Below are 18847 nucleotides of genomic sequence, written 5' to 3'. Positions count from 1 at the left end.
GATTCATGTTATTTTTTTACAATAAGAAGATGTTAGGAGAAACATTATTAATTACTATTCAAAGTAAGGAAGAGGTAACATACGAAGACAAGAAGAATATTACACTAATTAAAGATGAGAATGGAGCTTTAGTTGGACTAAATATTTTTAATGTTGAGAACTTAAAATTAGATGGAGAAGGTAGTATCGACTTAACAGAAGATCAAAAAGAAATCCTTCAAAAACGATTAGAAAAAAATGGAATCAAAATTGACCTAGAAGGTAATAATGATGAGTTCTTCGTAGTTGGGGAAGTTTTAAGTTGTGAAAAACACCCAGATGCAGATAAATTAAAAGTAACAGAAGTAAAAGTTAATGAAGAAGAAACACTACAAATCGTATGTGGTGCTCCAAACGTAGAAGCAGGACAAAAGGTAGTAGTAGCTCTAAGTGGAGCAATGATGCCAAGTGGTCTATTAATTAAAAAATCAAAACTACGTGGAGTTGAATCAAATGGTATGCTATGTTCAAAACGCGAACTAGGTTTACCACAAGAAGAAGCAAGAGGTATTTTAGTATTAGACGCGGATACTAAAGTAGGAACACGTGTGAAAGATTTAAATCTTAAATAAAAAATCTAATTAGGAGGTGTAAAATATGGTGAATTGGAAAAAGTGGTTTTTAGAAGAAGATGAAGATGAGATATACGAAGAAAGTACAGCTAAAAAAGAGAAAAAAGATGATTTAGCTGAAAGTAGGGAAAAAAGAGCTGAAAACAGAAGAAGAGAGAGAGTTTATCTTGAAGATGATGAGGATTTCGAAATAGATTTTAGTTCTAATAAATCTAAAAAATCATTTGATGAGGATGAGTTTAGTTCACAACGTAGTACTAGAAAACGTGATGAGAAAGAGGAAGAAAAAATTGAGGGTTATGAGGAAGTTAATCTTGATGATTTCGAAGTAGATAACTACGATGACTTTGAAGATTACGAAGACGACTACGAAGAAGAATTAGAACAAGAGAAAAAATCTAAAAAAGAAAATGGCTTTATTTCTAAATTTAAAGGATTATTCAGTTCTAAGAAAAAAGAAGATGAAGAATTTTTAGATGATGAATATCTAGATGAAGAAGACGATGATGAAGCTGAGGATTATAAAACATATCTAGAACGTCAGAAACGAGAACAAAGAGAAAAATCTAGAGTAATTGAGAAAAAATATGATGAGTCTGATTATGAAGATGAAGAAGATTATGAAGAAGAAAATGAGAAAAAAGTAGGATTCTTCTCAAGACTAAAAGACAAATTGTTCAATGTAAGTGACGATGAAATTGATCAAGAGGAATTAGATGCAGTATTAGATGATTTCGAAGAAGAATTAGAGGATGAGAAAAAATCTGATAAGAAAAAATCTCAATTTAAAGAAGAAAAAATCGAAGAAAAAGTTATAGAAAAAACTGAAGATGAGTTAGAAATCGAGTTTATAGAAGAAGAAAAAGAACAAAAAGCTACACCTGAATTTGAGGAAATTGATATTACAGTATATGAAGAAAAAGAAGAAGTAGCACCAGTAGGGAAAGTAACAGACTTAGGTGATGCACTGAAAAAACTTGGAGTGGAAAATTCTGAAATCCGCGATGTTGATATCTTTGATGCAAATCCATCAAGAAGAACTCACCCAACTCTTGCAGCTGTAAGAACTAAGAGATTAAAACAAGATCATAAGATTGATGCTCTTGGAGATAGTGTAGTACTAGGTAAAGACAGTAGTGAGTTAAAAGAAGAAGTAGCAAGTTCGTTCAAAGGACAAGCTAAAGAAGAAACTCCAGTTAAAGAAGAAAGAGTCACTAAGAATAGAGAAGCGCGAAGAGAATTTGAAGAAAACTTCAATACACTTGAGAGAAGAAGTGATAAAATCGAAAAAGATAATCCTCTATACACTAAGAAAAACGAAAAATTAGATGGTATTTTCGATGAAATTCGCGATAAAGAAAGTAAAACTCATGAGAAAGAGACTCCTGAACTAGAAGTTAGAGAACTTGATGCAGAAGGAAGTCGTCGTGAAAAACTTAAATATACGTCTGTAAATGATGTATTAGAAGGTGCTGAAGATTTATTTGAAGATGATATCGATAGAGTTAGTAAAAAACTTGTAGGTGACAGATTTGAAGGAAGTCAAGAAGCTACAGAAGATGTAGAAAACTTTAGAAAAGGTTTATACGAAGGTAAAAAAGCAGATAGTTCACAAGAAAGAACAGCATTAGATGAGCTAATTGAGACTGAAAATATAGATGTTTCACCGAAAAAAGAAGAAACTCTACCAGAAATCGAAGAATTAAATGAAAATCTAGAAGATTTAAGAAAAGACAAGAAAGAAGAATTTTATGTTGATTTAGTTCAAGAAGCGGCTAAGATAGAAGATATCGAAGTTGAAGACTATGAAGAACTTAAAGAAGCCAAAAAAGATAGATTATCAGGTTATAGTGATTACCACTTAGATGAAGAGGAAATCGAAGAACTTGAAGAGCAAAATTACCTTGAAGAATCAGCTGATTCAGTGAACATCGATAGCTTATTAAGAGAAGTTTCACCAAATAATAAGGTTGTTAAAGTTACTAATGATGTAGATAAGTTCACCGATGAGAAAGTTGTTCCTAAGGAAGTTGTAGAGAAGAGATTAGAAGACGTTAAAGCTCATCAAGAAGTAAAAGAAGAGGATGAAGTAGAACGTGGAATCGATTATACAGAAAAATTATATACTAATGATGTTTTTGAATACTTTGATAAAGGTAATGGTACTAAACTAGGGGAATATAAAACAGTTGATCACGGTTATAGACCTGTAAGTAAAGAAAAAATAGAAAATAATCAAAAAATACTTGATGCTATTTTTGAAAAATACTCTTCATCAGGATTATCGACATCAACTAAATCAGTAACGAGCCAAATGATGAGTTCAAATACTATTACACCAAAAACTCGCAATATAGGTAAATTTAAACCTTCACCAGTATATTCATCTGTATATGGTTCAGCAACACGCAATACTGCTGAAAGTTCAAATAAACAGGTAGGTATATCAACTACAGGGCTATCTATTAATGATCCTGTAAAAACTACTACTCCAGAAGTAAAAAAAACTGAAACACAATCAGTAGAAAAAAAAACAGTAGAAGCTAAAAAAATAGAAAATTCAGCGCAAAGTAATGCAAATATATATAAAGAAATAGCTTCACAAGAGGAGACTGTTTGGAATATAGGTTCATCAAAACGAGTGCCTAAAAATAAAGTAAAAAGTAAAAAATAATAATTTTAAAAGGAGGTGAGATTAGCTCACCTCCTTTTTGGGATTTATTGTTTAATTCGATAGATGTAAAAACTATAAATCAAAAAGTTTTAAGAAAAATATCTTGAAGCTTTTTTAATCAATTACATATTCCCCAGGACTAATAGTGTTGACGATAGTTTCAAATAAAATTATTCCAACTACGTTTAACATAAGTCGAGAACGAATTTTTTTTCTGTTTTTTGGAGCATCGTAGACTTTTATTAGGTGATCGCTCATTTTAGCAAGAGGGCTATTCGCAAGGCTAGTGATTGATAAAACAGTTGCACCGTTTTGTTTCGCAGCTAAGACGCAATCATTAATTACGTCTGTATTTCCCCCTAGAGAAAATACTAGAATTACATCATCTTTTGTACAAATATCGGGAATTCTTTTAATAGAATAATGTTCAAAATAGTCATTTGACCAAAGGTTAATAAGTTTAAGCTTTCTATTAAAATCACTCATAACCATATAACTAGAACCACTACCTAAGCAAAAAATACGACGTGCATTAATTATTTTATCAGCAAAAATATCAAAATCATCTTGATTAAGAATAGACATAGTACGTGAAAATTCGACGCTAAGCTGTTCTTTTAAAGTAATAAAGTTAGAAGAAGTAGCGTTATTATTTTTAGCTAATTCTTTACTCATTTTTAAATCATATTTTAAATCGATAAATGTGTTATATCCCAGCTTTTTACAAGCTCGAATTACAGTAGAAGAAGAAACAAGGATTTCTTGTTTAATTTCTTTTAGAGTAGTAAGCTCAATATTATCTTGTTTCATTAGATAATCAATAGCTTGTTGTTCCGAAATGGATAGTCTATCATAGTTTTCTTTTAAATTCTCAAAAAACATAAAAAGTTCCCCCTATAGTAAAATTTACTAAAGATTTTCATTTGATTACTCAGCATTAAGTATCATATCACAAAAAATTTAAAATGAAAAGTTATTTTATAAACGTTTTCTAGAATTCAGTAAAATTTTACTAAAATAGTAATAAATTACAAAACAAGAAACTTTTAGGCGAAATCGGAAAAACCGTTTTCAAATTTGTTATAATGTACCTATAAAAAATAACAAAGGAGAAAAGGTAATGGCAAAGAAAAAAAATAAATTCGTCTCTGCTTTTGAGCAATTTGGACGTTCGTTCTTATTACCAGTATCTGTACTTCCTGGTGCAGGTATTATTAAAGGGATTGGGACAGCCTTCAGTAATTCAAACACACTGAAAATGTTCCCAGTATTAAAAAATGATATTGTTCAGTTTATTATGAAATTCCTAATCGTATTAGGGGATACAGCATTCAATAACTTACCAATTATTTTTGCGGTTGGGGTTGCTGTAGGTTTAGCAAAACGTGAAAAAGGTTCTGCTGCACTTTCTGGTCTACTAGGATTTATCGTATTACATTACGTACTTAACTTCTTATTAGTACAAAGTCACAAATTAGTAGACACTAGTAAATTATCAAGTAACGAAGCAAAATTAGCATTATCTAATGCCATGCAAACAAAAGTACTTGGTATTCAAACAATGGACCTTAGTGTATTTGGTGGTATTATCGTAGGTATAGTGGTATACTTCGTTCATAAGTGGGCTGTTAAAGTTCAATTACCAACAGTTATTGGATTCTTCAGTGGACCACGTTTCGTACCTATCGCAACTATCGTAATTATGTCAGCAGTAGCTACTGGATTATTCTTCGTATGGCCTCCAGTACAAAAAGGTATTAGTGTATTATCAATCTTCATCCTTAAATCAGGACCTATTGGAACGTTCCTGTATGGTTTAGTAGAAAGAGCATTATTACCATTCGGTCTTCACCACGGTTTAAACTGGCCAGTTCGTACAACAGAATTAGGTGGAGCTTGGGAAATTGGGGGACAACGTGTAGTTGGTACAATCAATGCTTACTTAGCTTCATTAGCTGATCCAAACGTACAACACGTAGATCCAAGTATTACAAGATTCAACGGTGGTAAATTCGTTTACTTCATGTTCGGTCTTTCTGGTGCAGCTTATGCAATGTACAAAACTGCCGATGAGAAAAAACGTAAAGTTGTAGGTTCATTATTATTCGCAGCAGCTGGTACTTCATTCTTAACAGGTATTACAGAACCAATTGAATTCACATTCTTATTCGTAGCACCAATTCTTTATGTAGTACATGCATTCTTAGCTGGATCAGCATTATTTGTAATGCACATGTTAGGCGCAGGGGTAGCAACTCCAACTGGACATGGATTTATTAACTGGGTAATCTATGGAGTACTTCAAGGTCCTAAAACAGCTTGGTGGTTAGTACCAATCGTAGGTGTAGTTTACTTCTTCATTTACTATATCGTATTCAGATTTATGATTGTTAAATTTGATCTTAAAACACCTGGTCGTGAAGATAGTGATGAAGTTAAATTATCTAATAAACATGAGGCTCGTGCTAAACTTGGTGTAGAAATTGCTACAATTGGTAAAGAAGAACCAAAAGCAACTGATATAACAGTTGCTGGTGATGATGAAGTAATGGAAACAGTACAAAAAACACCAGAAGGAATTAGAAAACAAGCTACTGAATTAATTAAAGCACATGGTGGTCCAGATAACATCGAAGCTGTAGATGCTTGTATAACTCGTTTAAGAATTAATGTAAAAGATAAGAGTGTAGTAGACCAAGAACGTATTACAACGAAACTTGGAGCTATGGGATTTGCAGAAAGTGATATGCAAATGCAATCAATTTATGGATCTCATGCTAATGTATTAAAAATGGAAATCCAAGACATGCTTGGTATGGAGGAATAGTTTCATGAAGAATTTGTTTGTTACGGACTTAGACGGAACATTTGTAAAAAATTCAGTATTCGTCGAAAAAGAAGATTTAAAAGCGTATCATGATACAAAAAATTACGGGGATTTCTCAGTTGCGACTGGGCGTTCTGTTGAAGAAATCAAATACATTGCTGAAGGTAATGATATGGATGTTACACACATGATAGGGTTTAACGGAGCAGTCGTAACAAGACAAGATGAAGTTCTTTTTGAAAAACACATTCCTACTAAAGATTTAACTGGAATATTCGAATATCTAAAAGAAAGCAAATTAATATTTGATGCTTTAGATGGGAAACAGCGTATCGGTAACTTTGACCATGAGAAAAAAGATAGATTATGGAATATGGAACTCATTTGTGTTGATAATCCCTTTGAACTGTTAAAAGGAAAAACAATTTATAAAATAAATGTAAGACCAACCAAAGAACAATTAGATTATCATTACGATGTAATGAAAGAGAAATTTCCAGAAGTAGAAATTTATAAATCAGGTTCAACACGTATGGAAATCACAGCAAAAAATATTTCTAAAGCTAGTGGTATTGAAGCTATCAGTTCAGGGTATGATAGAGTAATAGCTTTAGGAGATTCAGGAAATGACGTGGATATGTTTAAGGTAGCTGATGTTTCATACTGTATGAACAGCGCGCCACAAGAAGTAAAAGGACAAGCTACACATGTAGTAGAAGACTTTGCAGCGGCGATAAAACATTTTATAGAAAACTATGAATAGTAGAAAAGAACCGGCAGAGATGCTGGTTCTTTTGTTATGTATTTAATATTTTTCTAATATTTCACCTCTTACCGCTGAGATAAGATAAAGTGAACCTGTGATTAGAAGAGTTTCATCATCTTTCAGATTTGGAATAATATTGTTTAAAGCAACTTCATAATTCTCATATTTAGTAACATGAGTATCACCAAAACTTTGAACTAGGTTATCAAGATTTGATTCTTTAATCTCAATTGGAACTTTTGTCGCTGAAAATTCAGCAGGGATAGTTTTTAATTTTTCAATCATATCTTTGTAGTCTTTATCTTCCAGAATACCAAGTAGAATCTTCAGTTTAGGGAATTTTTGCTTATCTAGGTAGGCTACTAAACTATCTATTCCATCATTGTTATGAGCGCCATCTAAAAGAATATTGTCACGAATCCATTCTAAACGTCCTACCCAAACTGATTTACTTAAGGCTTCTTTTATTACACTATCTTCTATATCGATAATATTGCGTTTTTTCAGATTTGATAATGCTTCTAGAGCTAAAGATGCGTTAAAAGTTTGGTGAGCACCGACCATTTTTGTAGAATAATCTACACCTTTATACAAAAATTCATTACCTCTAGCTTCGACTTTGTTCACAACGATATCTTCTTCGTTTAGTATGCTTAAGTTAGCATTTTTATCCTGGCAGATATCTTTTATTACATTTACGATACCTTCAGATGCAGGATAAATTAGGGCATTATCATTTTCTTGGATAATTCCACCTTTTTCATAGGCGATTTTTTCAAGAGTATCGCCAAGAATCGCAGTGTGATCTAGTCCGATTTTTGTAATAATAGATAATACTTTTTCTTTAAAAATATTTGTTCCATCATATCTTCCGCCAAGACCAACTTCCATAATAACGAAATCTGTTTTTTGCTCTCTAAAGTATAATAGAGCTACACCGGTGATGATTTCAAAGAATGATAGTTTATCACTTGGATCAGGATTGTTTTGGTCGTAAGTCTCTTGAACTAGTTTGAATAAACGATAAGCTTCCTTATATGAAATAAAATCATCATTAACACGAATTCTATCGTTAAAACTCAGCATACCAGGACTTGTGTATAATCCAACTTTATACTTAGTTTTTAAGACATCTTTCAAATAAGAGCAAGTAGATCCCTTACCATTAGTACCAGCAACATGGATTACCTTAAGATCTTTTTCAGGATGATCGAAAAGTTCAAGAATATGTTCCATTCTGTGAAGCCCAAGTTTCATACCAGTACGTTCTATTTTATATGATGAAGTAATAAGAAGCTCTTCACAAACACACTCAATTGCGTAGTTTACAATTTCATCTTCATCTAAAGTTAGAAGTTTTTCAGCAAGTTGTTCTAAAGTTAACTGACTGAAAAGCTCTAATAAGTTATTTTTATCTTCTAAATTATTTTCTTTTAAATATTTCTCAAATTTTATTTTGCAATTCAAATTCATAATAAACACCAACATTTCTAATAATATACACTTAATTTTATAATGATAAAGATGAATTGTAAAGGATATAATTTTGGTAAAGGGATTTAAGTTAAAACCAAAAATAAGATATAAATAATCCTTATAGATTATTTGTGGTTATATTGATAAGTAGATTTATATGGTATTATTGAAATTAATTATGAAAACTAATAACTTTAGTTTCATTTTAGTTATAGTCTAAAGTTCGCGTAAGGTAAGTAGGATATAATATAAATATAACAAAACTTAATAATATTTTTTTTCATAATATAATGGTCCATCGAAAGATGGGCCTTTCTCCATTTCTGGGAATAATTTTCAAAATTTTTCAACTTTAATTACATTTTAATTATAGTCTAAAGTTCATGTAAGGTAAGTGAGATATAATATAAACATAACAAAACTTAATAATATTTTTTTCATAATATATGGCTCATCGAAAGATGAGCCTTTCTCCTTTTCAGGGGAAATTTTTAATTTCAAATTTAAAATATTTAGATAATAGATATTTTTTTCATCGGTTAGTCGTAATTCTATCAAGTCCAAAGGAAGCAGATAGAATGTACGAATAACACATGCTACAGAAAGTAGAATTTTTAGGACGAAAGAACGAGAAAATTCTTAGTTTCGAATCAGTATAATATAAATGGCTCATCGAAAGATGGGCCTTTCTCCATTTTAGGGGATTATTTTCAAGATTTTTCAACTTTAGTTTCATTTTAATTATAGTCTAAAGTTGATGTAAGGTAAGTGGGATATAATATAAACATAACAAAACTTAATAATATTTTTTTTCATAATATATGGCTCATCGAAAGATGAGCCTTTCTCCATTTCAGGGGATTATTTTCAAGATTTTTCAACTTTAGTTTCATTTTAATTATAGTCTAAAGTTCATATAAGGTAAGTGGGATATAATATAAATATAACAAAACTTAATAATATTTTTTTTCATAATATAAATGGCTCATCGAAAGATGGGCCTTTCTCCGTTTTCAGAATAGTTTTCAGGTTTTTTCTTGAAACTTTATTTCAAAGTGCTATAATATTATTTATGAAAAAAATATCAGTAAATTTATTAGAAGGTCCGATTTTACGGGCGATGATTGCTTTTGCGATACCGATTATGATAGCAAATATTTTTCAGCAACTCTATAATACGGTTGATATTATGATTGTTGGTAGATTCCTTGGAGAAGAGTCCCTTGCTGCTGTTGGAGCTACTGCTGCGATATTTGAACTTGTAGTTGGTTTTGCATTAGGTATAGGAAATGGTATGGGTATAGTTATTGCTCGTCATTACGGTGCTGAGGACTATGAAAAGTTAAAGAGCGCTGTAGCTGCCACGTTTGTTATAGGTGGAGTTATGAGTATTGTGATTGCTGTATTAGGTAATTTTACTTTATATCCATTACTGAAATTACTAGGGACACCAAGTAATATTATTGATCAATCTTATGAGTATAGTTATCTTATAGTAGTATTTGTAGGTGTTACTCTTGCGTATAATTTGTGTGCGGGACTACTTCGAGCAGTTGGAGATAGTAAGGCTGCATTATATTTCTTAATTTTTTCAGCAATTATTAACACTGTATTAGATATATATTTTATTGCGTATTTACATATGGGTGTACGTTCGGCTGGAGTTGCAACAATTATCTCACAAGGTATTTCTGCAGTATTATGTTTTAACTATATTCGTAGAAAAACGCCATTTCTAATTCCAACAAAAAAACATTTTACATGGAATAAAAAACTTTATTCTGATTTATTTAGCCAAGGGTTGGCAATGGGACTTATGTTTTCTGTTGTTTCAATTGGTACAGTAATCTTACAAACATCGATTAATACCTTAGGTCCAGTAATTATCAGTGCTCAGACGAGTGCTAGAAGAATAATGATGTTCGCACTGCTTCCTGTGGGGTCTATGAGTGCGACTATAACGACTTTTACATCGCAAAACTTCGGAGCAAGACAGTATCGTCGAATAGTTGAAGGATTACGTAAGGGTGCGCTTGTTACGATAATTTGGTCAGTCTTCATCTGTATTACGCTATTTTTTGCAAGTCCATATTTAAATGAACTTATTACAGGGAGTAATGATGAAGAATTAATTTACCAGGCTTCATTATATCTTAAGATTAGTTCTGCATTCTATCCATTTTTAGCCATACTTTTAGTATTGAGAAATGCTCTGCAAGGATTAGGGCAAAAGATGATGCCACTTGTTTCAAGTATTATAGAAATGCTAGGGAAAATATTATTTGTAATATTTATTATTCCAAGTGCAGGATATTTAGGAGTAATATTTGTAGAACCTATTCTATGGGTTGTAATGGCAGCTCAATTGTATTATGCATTTAGAAAAGAACCAGTTATTCGTTCGTTGAAGAAAAAGAGTGAATAGGAAGTTGGGAAGTCACACCCAATCAGCAAAATAGAGAAGTAATTCTAAAATCATAATTTTAGGGTTGCTTCTTTTTTTACTGCAAACACCACAATCACATGATATAATAGTAAGGTATGTAAAATAAAACTATAAGGTGATAGAATGAATAAATTAAAACAATTATTAAATGAAAAAAAATATTTAATTATGGGAATATTGAACTTTACTCCGGATTCTTTTTCGGATGGTGGAGATTTTTATGATGTTGAAGCTGCGATAGAAGGTGTTCGTGAGATGGTAGCTGAAGGTGCGGATATTATTGATATCGGTGCTGAATCGACTCGTCCAGGTTCTACTGTAGTTAGCGAGGAGGACGAACTTGCTAGATTACAAAGCGTATTTCCAACATTAAGAAAAACATTTCCTGATATGTGCTTTAGCGTTGATACGTATAAGCCTAATGTTGCTGAATACATGGTTGAAGCAGGAGTAGATGTACTAAATGATGTGAATGGTGCTAAAGGAAGTACTATGGCAGAAGTAGCTGCTAAATATGATATTCCTATCTTTATCATGCACAATGGTGGTGTAGAGGAAGGGCAAGAGATTGAGCAAGTTGTGCGTGAATTAGGTGAGAGTGTTGATATTTGTCTAAATGCAGGTGTGAAGAAAGAAAATATTATCGTTGATCCTGGAATGGGGTTCGGTAAAACTGCAGAAGCTAACTTGGAAATCACACGAAAATTAGAGTTACTTAATTCACTAGGTTGTGAAATCTTATATGCGGTAAGTAGAAAGAGAACGACAGATTATGTATTAGGTGGTAATAGTAATCCTAAGGATAGAGATATAGTAAGTGCTACTTTATCATTAGAAGCGGTGAAACGAGGAGCTAGAATGGTACGTGTTCATAATGTAAAAGTTATGAAAGAAGCCCTAATAACATATGAAATAATTAATGGGTAATCTAACAGAAGGAGGTTAAAATGAAGAATACATTTGTTTATAATAATCATGTAGAAGCGAAGAAAGTTCTTAGTACGCTTGAGAGTGAATTAGAAATGTGCGATGAATTTATTTTCAGCGTGGCATTTATTTCAGAAAGTGGTTTAACAAGTTTACTTCAAACTTTGAAGAATTTAGAAGAAAAAAATATCCGTGGAAAGATTTTAACGACGAATTATTTATATTTTAATACTCCTAAAGTATTAGAGAAATTGTCTAATTTTAAAAATATCTCTCTAAAGATTTATGATTGTGTAGAAAATAAACACGGCTTCCACACTAAAGGTTATTTATTTAGATATGGCGATTCATGGAAAGTGCTGGTGGGAAGTTCTAACTTAACGAGTGCAGCACTGACGATAAATAAAGAATGGAATACCTTTATTGAAGGAGATAGGATTCTAACTGATAATATCTTAGATGAGTTTAATAGTTTATGGGAGAAATCCAAGTCTTACTCTGAAATAAAAGATAAGTATGTTGAAGAATTCGCTAGTAATCAGATTGAGACTGTTACTAAGAAAATTATTTCCGAGGAAATTAAACCGAATAAGATGCAAAGGAGTTTTATAGAAAATTTCGAAAAACTTCGTAATCAAGATAACAAGGGTCTTCTTATTTCTGCGACAGGAACTGGTAAGACATTTGCGGCTGCTTTTGCGATGAAGAGTATAGGCGCCAAGAGATTGTTATTTATCGTTCATAGGGAACAGATTGCTCGTCAGGCGTTGGAGACATTCAAGACTATTTTTGGAACTAGCCGTAGCTATGGTCTACTTACAGGTAAAGAGAAAAATATAGAAGCAGATTTCATTTTTTCTACAGTTCAAACTATGTCTAAAGAAGATATTTTTAAGAGTTTTAACGATAGTCATTTTGATGAAATTATAATAGATGAGGTACATAGGGCAGGGGCTGACAGTTATCTTAGATTGATGGATTATTTCAAACCGACATTTTATCTAGGGATGACGGCAAGCCCTGATAGAACCGATAGTTTTAATATTTATGAATTATTTAACAATAATATCGTTTATGAAGTTCGTTTAAAAGAAGCAATGGAAAATTCATTATTATGTCCGTTTCATTATTTCGGGATTAGTGATCTAGAAGTTGATGGTAAGGTTATTGACGAACTGAGCGAGTTTTCAAATCTAGTGTCTAATGAACGTGTTGAGCATATTATAAGTAAAATCAATTATTACGGCTATTCAGGAGATAGAGTAAAGGGTCTAGTTTTCTGTTCGTCAAAACAAGAAGCTAAGGTACTGAGTGAAGAATTTAACACACGTGGGTACAATACTACTAGCTTAACAGGGGAAGATAGTCAGGAACGACGTGAACATGAGATTTCTAAGTTAGTTGCGAATGATGGTGATATGTTAGACTATATATTTACCGTAGATATTTTCAATGAAGGGGTAGATATACCAGAGGTTAATCAGGTAATTATGTTGAGACCCACTCAAAGTTTTATTATTTTTATTCAGCAGTTGGGTCGTGGTTTACGAAAATCTGCGAATAAAGATTTTGTTGTAATAATAGATTTTATAGCCAATTATAAAAATAACTTTTTAATCCCAGTGGCTCTATCTGGAGACAATAGTTATGATAAAGATACTGTAAGGAAATTTTTATCTCAAGGGACTAGGTATATTCCGGGGATGTCGACTATTCATTTTGATGAAATCTCTAAACAAAGAATTTATAGTGCGATAGACAATGTGAAGTTAAACACGTGGCTGTTTGTTGCTGATGAATATAATAAGCTAAAAAATAAACTAGGAAAAATACCTACGTATTCAGACTTTGAGAATTATGATGCCATAGATGTTAGAAAGATTTTCGAAGTAGCTGGAAGTTATTATTCATTTTTAACTAAGAAGGAAAAACAGTTTGAATATAGTGGAAAACTGACAAAGACCGCAGAGAATATGCTAAATTTTGTCTCTACTAATTTAATCTTGAGTAAAAAGATAGAAGAACTTATAATTCTACGTTTGTTATTAGATGATAAGAAGCGTAATATTCTTACAGCTTTTGAAGAAATTATGCTAAGAGACTATAATAAATTTATTGCAGATTATGAGTTGGATGTTAGTAGAAAGATACTTACTAATAATTTCGTAACTAGTAGTGTCACTAAGAAGAAGTTTCATGATTGTATATTTATTGAAGAGAATGTTGCCGAGATAAAAATGTCTAAAGAATTTGAAGAACAGCTACAATCAGAGATTTTTAGGGAATTGTTACAAGATTTGGTAGAATATGGAATTTACAGATATAATAAATATTACAAAGATAATTTATACAAAGATACTAATTTTGTATTGTATGAGAAATATAGTTTCGAAGATATTTGTAAATTATTCTCATGGGGCATAAACTACGTGCCACTAGCTATAGGTGGCTATAAGTATGATGAAAGAACAAAGACTTTGCCAGTGTTTATTAATTATGATATTGATGAAAATTCATTTAACCGAGATTATACACATGGATTTTTACCGGATAATGGATTTACTTCGATGTCAAAGCCGAGAAGGAATTTAGAATCGAAAGAGTGCGACTATTTTTATAATGATGAAACAAAAATCTATCTATTTATGAGGAAAAATAAAGATGATAAAGATGGAGCACGAATATTTTATTTCCTAGGTGAGATGAAGACGACAGGAGAGCCTAAGCTGGTAGCTAGAGAAAGAAGCGGAGATACTGTAATTCAGTTCTTTTACAAAATACAGACACCAATTCGTGAAGATATGTATGAATATTTCACGAGGGATAGAATATAATATATATATAAATAGAGAGTAACTAAAAAGGTTGGGCTTGCCTCGACAAAATCTTGTTTCCCCGGAATCATGATTTTTGAGTCATATCCGAATGCAGAATAGTTACTCTTTTTTATTAATCGTGAGTAATTTAAAGTTGGACGAAAAATATTTTAAATTTTCAAAAAAAATTACACAATATATTGAAAATTTAACCGTATCAATGTAAAATATAAAATAATATAGGAGGTGGTATTTGATGAATATTTTCTTGAAAAATAAACTCTATAGGTTATTCACTATTTCATCGGCATTTGGGAATGCTGGTAGAACGTTATTTGATATTGCGTTTATTATTTATGCGATAAGTTTATCGAATCCAGAATTAGCTGTGAGTATAGTGTCAATAGCCACGACATTACCTTATATTATCTCGTTTATCCTAGGGTATTTCGCAGATCAGACAAAAGATAAGTACAATAGAATATTATCGACAAGATTTTATCAGTTTTTATTATTTTCGTTATTCGCTTTGGTGTGTATTTATGGAGTTCAATGGTGGATTTTTATTGTATTAGTATTTGTAAATGTAGTTGCTGATATTCTAGGTGGATATAATAGCTATTTATCAATGTCAATAAATACTAGATTGGTGCGTAAAGAACAGTTAAGTGAAGCATTAGCATTTATCAGTTCTATAAACAATACAATCTCACTTGCTGGAAAAGCCGTTGGAGTATTCGTTTTAGGGCTCCTAAGTTATAATTACTCATACTTTGGTATGTTAAATGCAGCGCTATTCTTGATAGCATTTTTAATACTGGCAAAATATAAAAATGAGATGAAAGCAGAGATTGGCAGTTTTAAAGTGGATAATAAAGAGAAGGTGAGTACTAAAAGATTTTTAAAGGACACTATTGAAAACTTTAAAATACTTCGTGAGATAAAGAAAATATATAATTTTGTTATACTATTTTTAGGGATGAATTTTTACTCATCTGCAATGTTCGCTTTACTTCTAGTAATTCTAGTAAAAAATGAGACCTTACTATTTGGGAATGTAGCCTATACAATTACTTTATTAGAAATAGTGGAAGTAGTTAGTACAATTGTCGGAGGAGTTTACCAAATTAGTTTTTATAAAAATATGAGTTTGAGAAATAATGCTATATTAGAAATAATTTTATTCATTATGTATGTAGGGAATCTATTGATACTTCAAAATAAATTTATACTTATTATTTTAACTGTAATAATAGGTTACTTCGCTGGAATATCGAATCCAAAACTAGATGCATTGATTTTACAATCAGTCCCTGAGGAAAAACAAACGTCAATATATAGTATTTTTAGCACTATTATTACTATTTCAGTACCAATAGGAACAACAGTAATATTATTTTTTGCTAACGCTATTAGTGCATCGTTTGCACTATATAGTTTATTACTATTATTAATTATAGTTTTGATGTATTCATTTAAAGTAAAAGAGTAATTTCCAGATATCCCCTTAGAGTTTTCTAATGGGATATTTATTTTTCTTGTTTAGTAGAGGAGGATTGAATAGTTACATAAAAGATTTTTTTAGTGATTAAATAATGAAGAAGATTCGAAAAAATTATTCGAAAAAATTCCCGAAAAATATAGTTATTAGTTGCTTTTTATTTCTATACTTGATATAATAGTCGCTAGAGTAATTTTATTACTCCTTACTCTCTAATAGATTAGGGAGTCGCAAAGACCAAAAGGAGGTAACACACACATGAGAAAATATGAAGTAATGTTTGCTGTTCAACCACGTATCGATGAAGAAGCTAAAAAAGCTGTGGTTGATAGATTCGTAAATATTCTTTCAGAAGGTGCAGAAGCAGTAGAAGTTAAAGATTTAGGTAAAAAACGCCTTGCTTATGAAATCGAAGACTTCAGTGATGCTTACTACTATGTAGTAGAATTAACTTCAGCAACAGATGCGTCTACAAAAGAATTCGATCGTTTAGCAAAAATTAGCGATGACATCATCCGTCACATGGTAGTAAGATTAGAAAAATAAGGGGTGAAATACTATGGTAAATCGTGTAGTATTAGTAGGTAGATTAACTAAAGATCCAGAATTGAGATATTCTAGTTCGAATATTCCAATGCTTTATTTCTCAGTAGCTGTAAATAGAACATTCACTGACCAAAATGGTCAAAGACAAGCAGACTTTATTAACTGTGTAGCTTTTAGAAAGCAAGCAGAAAATATGGCACGTTTCTTAGGACGTGGAAGTCTGATTTCTGTTGAAGGTAGAATACAAACGAGAAATTATCAAGGTAAGGATGGAAACACAGTGTATGTTACTGAAGTAGTAGCAGAAACTGTTCAATTCCTTGAATCTAAAAATAGCTCACATAGTAGACAAAACAATGGTTTTGACTCAATGAGTTTTAATCAACCTCAATCACAACCAGCGTATAATAACAATAATCAAAATTATTATAACAACAATACTAATCAAAACTTTGGACAAGCTAATTCAGCTATGCAAGATTTTATTAATGATAGTTCATCATTCTCTGATTTTGGGGAAAACTTCCCGAGTAATCTAGATGATGACTTCATGCAGGATGTAGTAAATCCGTTTAAAGAAGACTAAAATTACATAGGAGGACATGCACAATGGCAGTAACTAACAATCGTCGTAACAACATGCGTCGTCGTAAAAAAGTATGTTATTTCACTAAAAATAACGTAGAATTTATCGACTACAAAGATGTAGAATTACTTAAAAAATTCATTTCTGAACGTGGAAAAATCTTACCACGTCGTGTAACAGGTACTTCAGCTAAGTACCAAAGAATGTTAACTACAGCAATTAAAAGAGCTAGACACATGGCACTTTTACCATACGTAGTAGACGAAAAATAAGAATAAAATTGAAAAAGATGAGCTTAGGCTTGTCTTTTTTTTGTGCTTTGATATAATAAGAGAGAAATATAGTAAAAATTATCGGTTATGATAGGGGGAAAAGTGATGGAATTAAAAAGATTAGACGAAACTAAAGTGCTAAAAGATCCGGTACATAGTTATATTCATATTCATTATGAAGTAATTTGGAATTGTCTTGATAGTAAGGAGTTTCAAAGGTTACGTCGTATAAGACAATTAGGGGGAGATTTTCAAGTATATCCAACAGCGGAACATTCTAGGTTTTCTCATTCTCTAGGAGTTTATGAAATTGTTAGAAGAATGGTTACTGAGGTTAAATCACTTTGTGTAGAATTAACTGAATATGAAAAAGTATGTGTGATGCTTGCGGGACTTCTGCACGATGTAGGCCATGGTCCGTTTTCGCATGCATTTGAGCATATTACTAATCATAGTCACGAAGAATATACAGCAAAAATAATATTAGGTAATACAGAACTTAATGCTATTTTAAGAGCTGTTTCAGAAAAGTTGCCACAAGATATAGTATCTATTATTCAACATACTCATGAAAATGATATACTTAATCAGATTGTGTCAGGTCAACTAGATGCTGATAGAATGGATTATTTATTACGTGATTCTTATTTTACAGCTACTAGTTATGGGCAGTTTGATCTTGAAAGAATATTACGTACAATGCGCGTAAGAAAAACAAATGAAGGTAGGAAGGTAATTGTAGTTAAATATACTGGTATTCACAGTGTAGAAGATTATATTATGGCAAGATATCAAATGTACTGGCAAGTTTATTATCATCCTGTAGCTAGAAGTTATGAGGCGGTATTCATTCAACTATTTAATAGATTAAAGGATATTTTCAAAGTCGATAAAGATTATTTTGAAGATATGAAGGTGTTGATTCCATTCTTAGAGAAATCTGAAGTGAGTGTAGATGAATATTTTAAACTGGATGAAAATTCACTATTATATTGTTGTGCTCTTATTCAAGATAAAGAAGATAAAATTGCTGCTGATTTAGCAAAAAGATTACAAAACAGAAGATTATTCGAGTATGTAGATTATAATGAAGAAAATTTAGCACAGATAAAAAATATGCTTAAGGAAAATAACTTTGATGAACGTTATTATTTAAAAATTGAGAATATAGAAGCGAGTGTTTATAGTCCATATAAAGGAAGAAAGATATTAATTGAAAAATTAAATGGTGATATAGTGGCCTTAGAAAAAGCTAGTACTATAGTGGAGTCTATAACTAAAGGGCAGACTAAGAAAGAGGGGACTATATTTTTCCCGAAATAATATAAAGATTAAGGTAATTGATATGGGAGTGACTCAAAAATCGTGATTTCAGAGAAATCGATTTTTTAGAGTCACC

General features: G+C 31.4%; 14 protein-coding genes. 12 read left to right on the top strand and 2 right to left on the bottom strand.

Annotated features, from left to right (window positions below; translation table 11 throughout):
• Positions 1 to 5: 5 nt before the first annotated feature.
• Entirely contained in the window at positions 6 to 611 is a 606-nt protein-coding gene (gene ytpR, locus GEMHA0001_RS02750; protein WP_003144292.1) for a YtpR family tRNA-binding protein, read from the top strand.
• A gap of 25 nt (positions 612 to 636) precedes the next feature.
• Positions 637 to 3285, top strand: a complete 2649-nt coding sequence (locus GEMHA0001_RS02745; RefSeq protein WP_003144085.1) for a hypothetical protein — start codon at positions 637 to 639, stop codon at positions 3283 to 3285.
• 114 nt (positions 3286 to 3399) lie between these two features.
• Here GEMHA0001_RS02745 and GEMHA0001_RS02740 read toward each other — a convergent pair whose 3' ends face one another.
• A complete protein-coding gene (locus GEMHA0001_RS02740; protein ID WP_003144428.1) occupies positions 3400 to 4167 on the bottom strand; it encodes a MurR/RpiR family transcriptional regulator in 768 nt (255 codons plus the stop codon).
• Between the two features lie 238 nt (positions 4168 to 4405).
• On the opposite strand from GEMHA0001_RS02740, the gene GEMHA0001_RS02735 reads away from it, so the two are divergent.
• Both GEMHA0001_RS02735 and GEMHA0001_RS02730 read left to right on the top strand, forming a co-directional pair.
• Positions 4406 to 6112, top strand: coding sequence for a PTS transporter subunit EIIC (locus GEMHA0001_RS02735; RefSeq protein ID WP_003144067.1), 1707 nt, complete (start codon positions 4406 to 4408; stop codon positions 6110 to 6112).
• Positions 6113 to 6116: 4 nt separating this feature from the next.
• Entirely contained in the window at positions 6117 to 6875 is a 759-nt protein-coding gene (locus tag GEMHA0001_RS02730; RefSeq protein WP_003144295.1) for an HAD-IIB family hydrolase, read from the top strand.
• A 42-nt stretch (positions 6876 to 6917) separates the two neighbouring features.
• Here GEMHA0001_RS02730 and GEMHA0001_RS02725 read toward each other — a convergent pair whose 3' ends face one another.
• Positions 6918 to 8351, bottom strand: coding sequence for a bifunctional folylpolyglutamate synthase/dihydrofolate synthase (locus GEMHA0001_RS02725; RefSeq protein ID WP_003144073.1), 1434 nt, complete (start codon positions 8349 to 8351; stop codon positions 6918 to 6920).
• A gap of 928 nt (positions 8352 to 9279) precedes the next feature.
• Here GEMHA0001_RS02725 and GEMHA0001_RS02720 point away from each other — a divergent pair.
• The 8 genes from GEMHA0001_RS02720 to GEMHA0001_RS02685 all read left to right on the top strand — a co-directional run bounded on the left by GEMHA0001_RS02720 (position 9280) and on the right by GEMHA0001_RS02685 (position 18771).
• Complete coding sequence (locus tag GEMHA0001_RS02720) at positions 9280 to 10779, top strand: MATE family efflux transporter (RefSeq protein WP_335930859.1); 1500 nt, start codon at positions 9280 to 9282, stop codon at positions 10777 to 10779.
• Positions 10780 to 10923: 144 nt separating this feature from the next.
• Positions 10924 to 11727 (top strand): dihydropteroate synthase, encoded by an 804-nt coding sequence (folP, locus tag GEMHA0001_RS02715; RefSeq protein ID WP_003144355.1) that lies wholly within the window; start codon positions 10924 to 10926, stop codon positions 11725 to 11727.
• A 20-nt stretch (positions 11728 to 11747) separates the two neighbouring features.
• A complete protein-coding gene (locus tag GEMHA0001_RS02710) occupies positions 11748 to 14561 on the top strand; it encodes a DEAD/DEAH box helicase (RefSeq protein ID WP_003144257.1) in 2814 nt (937 codons plus the stop codon).
• Between the two features lie 238 nt (positions 14562 to 14799).
• Positions 14800 to 16035: an MFS transporter gene (locus GEMHA0001_RS02705; protein WP_003144363.1), complete on the top strand. Its 1236-nt coding sequence runs from the start codon at positions 14800 to 14802 to the stop codon at positions 16033 to 16035.
• A 267-nt stretch (positions 16036 to 16302) separates the two neighbouring features.
• Positions 16303 to 16590, top strand: a complete 288-nt coding sequence (gene rpsF, locus GEMHA0001_RS02700; RefSeq protein WP_003144346.1) for a 30S ribosomal protein S6 — start codon at positions 16303 to 16305, stop codon at positions 16588 to 16590.
• Between the two features lie 13 nt (positions 16591 to 16603).
• On the top strand, positions 16604 to 17176 hold the full coding sequence (locus GEMHA0001_RS02695; protein ID WP_003144376.1) for a single-stranded DNA-binding protein: 573 nt from the start codon (positions 16604 to 16606) through the stop codon (positions 17174 to 17176).
• A 23-nt stretch (positions 17177 to 17199) separates the two neighbouring features.
• On the top strand, positions 17200 to 17448 hold the full coding sequence (gene rpsR, locus GEMHA0001_RS02690; RefSeq protein ID WP_003144201.1) for a 30S ribosomal protein S18: 249 nt from the start codon (positions 17200 to 17202) through the stop codon (positions 17446 to 17448).
• A gap of 105 nt (positions 17449 to 17553) precedes the next feature.
• Positions 17554 to 18771 (top strand): HD domain-containing protein, encoded by a 1218-nt coding sequence (locus tag GEMHA0001_RS02685; RefSeq protein WP_003144265.1) that lies wholly within the window; start codon positions 17554 to 17556, stop codon positions 18769 to 18771.
• Positions 18772 to 18847: the final 76 nt, after the last annotated feature.

It is taken from the genome of Gemella haemolysans ATCC 10379, from assembly GCF_000173915.1.
Classification (GTDB): Bacteria; Bacillota; Bacilli; order Staphylococcales; family Gemellaceae; genus Gemella; species Gemella haemolysans.
This window is presented reverse-complemented; position numbering and strand designations above follow the sequence as displayed.

Excerpts from the sequence above, each read along its gene's own strand:
- ytpR (WP_003144292.1), top strand. The coding sequence starts at position 6 with ATGTTATTTTTTTACAATAAGAAGATGTTAGGAGAAACATTATTAATT.
- GEMHA0001_RS02745 (WP_003144085.1), top strand. The coding sequence starts at position 637 with ATGGTGAATTGGAAAAAGTGGTTTTTAGAAGAAGATGAAGATGAGATA.
- GEMHA0001_RS02740 (WP_003144428.1), bottom strand. The coding sequence starts at position 4,167 with ATGTTTTTTGAGAATTTAAAAGAAAACTATGATAGACTATCCATTTCG.
- GEMHA0001_RS02735 (WP_003144067.1), top strand. The coding sequence starts at position 4,406 with ATGGCAAAGAAAAAAAATAAATTCGTCTCTGCTTTTGAGCAATTTGGA.
- GEMHA0001_RS02730 (WP_003144295.1), top strand. The coding sequence starts at position 6,117 with ATGAAGAATTTGTTTGTTACGGACTTAGACGGAACATTTGTAAAAAAT.
- GEMHA0001_RS02725 (WP_003144073.1), bottom strand. The coding sequence starts at position 8,351 with ATGAATTTGAATTGCAAAATAAAATTTGAGAAATATTTAAAAGAAAAT.
- folP (WP_003144355.1), top strand. The coding sequence starts at position 10,924 with ATGAATAAATTAAAACAATTATTAAATGAAAAAAAATATTTAATTATG.
- GEMHA0001_RS02710 (WP_003144257.1), top strand. The coding sequence starts at position 11,748 with ATGAAGAATACATTTGTTTATAATAATCATGTAGAAGCGAAGAAAGTT.
- GEMHA0001_RS02705 (WP_003144363.1), top strand. The coding sequence starts at position 14,800 with ATGAATATTTTCTTGAAAAATAAACTCTATAGGTTATTCACTATTTCA.
- rpsF (WP_003144346.1), top strand. The coding sequence starts at position 16,303 with ATGAGAAAATATGAAGTAATGTTTGCTGTTCAACCACGTATCGATGAA.
- GEMHA0001_RS02695 (WP_003144376.1), top strand. The coding sequence starts at position 16,604 with ATGGTAAATCGTGTAGTATTAGTAGGTAGATTAACTAAAGATCCAGAA.
- rpsR (WP_003144201.1), top strand. The coding sequence starts at position 17,200 with ATGGCAGTAACTAACAATCGTCGTAACAACATGCGTCGTCGTAAAAAA.
- GEMHA0001_RS02685 (WP_003144265.1), top strand. The coding sequence starts at position 17,554 with ATGGAATTAAAAAGATTAGACGAAACTAAAGTGCTAAAAGATCCGGTA.